The 1,626-nt window shown below is 40.9% G+C and carries 1 protein-coding gene; it reads left to right on the top strand.

Annotated elements, in window-relative coordinates; genetic code table 11:
- Window positions 1-1,626 (top strand): Rib/alpha-like domain-containing protein (locus HMPREF2937_RS08220; RefSeq protein WP_257245371.1); only part of this gene is annotated, 1,626 nt, incomplete at both ends.

Below are 1,626 nucleotides of genomic sequence, written 5' to 3'. Positions count from 1 at the left end.
TACCTAATGGTCAAACACCAGGTGAATTCGATGTTCCAGTGACAGTCACATATCCAGACGGTACGAAAGATCATGTGGTAGTGAAAGTCACAGTGACTCCGCAACCACAAAATGAAAAATATGAACCGACTGCGGGAGAAATCACAAAACCATATGGCACACCAACTACTCCAGAAGAAGTGAAAGGCAAAGTAAGCGTTCCAGATTTCCCTAAAGAAGGAGATCAACCAGTTATTACTGTAGATACAACGAAAGTACCTGACGGTAAAACAAGTGGCGAGTTCGAAGTTCCAGTCACAGTGACTTATCCAGATAAAACAACGGATACAGTGAATGTTAAAGTAACAGTGGGACCAAAAGACTCAGACACTTATGACCCAACAGTCCAACCGATTGAAAAACCATTTGGTCAAGGTACAACAGAACAAGAGGTCAAAGATAAAGTGACAGTACCTAACTTCCCAGCGGATAAAGGTACACCGGTAGTAACAGTTGACGATTCAACAAAAGTACCTAATGGTCAAACACCAGGTGAATTCGATGTGCCAGTAACGGTGACATATCCAGACGGTACAAAAGATCATGTAACAGTCAAAGTTACAGTGACTCCGCAACCGCAAAACGATAAATATGAACCGACTGCGGGAGAAATCACAAAACCATATGGCACAGCAACTACTGAAGATGAAGTCAAAGGTAAAGTAAGTGTTCCAAATTTCCCTAAAGAAGGAGACCAACCAGTTATTACTGTAGATATAACGAAAGTACCTGACGGTAAAACAAGTGGCGAGTTCGAAGTTCCAGTCACAGTGACTTATCCAGATAAAACAATGGATACAGTGAATGTAAAAGTTACGGTCGGTCCAAAAGACTCCGATACTTATGAACCAACGACTCAACCAATCACAAAACCATTTGGTCAAGGTACAACTGAACAAGAAGTCAAAGACAAAGTCACAGTACCAAACTTCCCAGCTGACAAAGGAACACCGATAGTAACAGTTGACGATTCAACAAAAGTACCTAATGGTCAAACACCGGGCACATTCGATGTCCCAGTGACAGTCACTTATCCAGACGGCACAAAAGATTACGTAACGGTTAAAGTTACAGTGAATCCGCAACCACAAAACGATAAATATGAACCGACTGCGGGAGAAATCACAAAACCATATGGCACACCAACTACTCCAGAAGAAGTTAAAGAAAAAGTAAGTGTTCCAGACTTCCCTAAAGATGGTGGCAAAGTTGTTGTTACAATTGATGACCCAACAACAGTACCTAGTGGAAACGCATCAGGAGTCTTTGAAGTACCAGTAACGGTGACATATCCAGACGGTACAAAAGATCATGTAACAGTTAAAATTGTTGTAACACCACAACCAGAAAACGCTAAATATGAACCAGTGTCTAAAGATATTGAAAAACCATATAATCAACCAACAACTGTAAACGAAATCGTAAATCAAGTAACTGTCCCTGATTATCCAACAGAAGGTAACCAACCAAAAGTAACAGTAGATAATCCAGCATTAATCCCTGATGGCAAAGTTCCAGGTGAATATGAAGTGCCAGTAACAGTCACATATCCGGACGGTACAAAAGATCATGTATCTGTGAAAGTAG

It is taken from the genome of Staphylococcus sp. HMSC061G12 (assembly GCF_001838465.1).
GTDB lineage: Bacteria > Bacillota > Bacilli > Staphylococcales > Staphylococcaceae > Staphylococcus > Staphylococcus simulans.
This window is presented reverse-complemented; position numbering and strand designations above follow the sequence as displayed.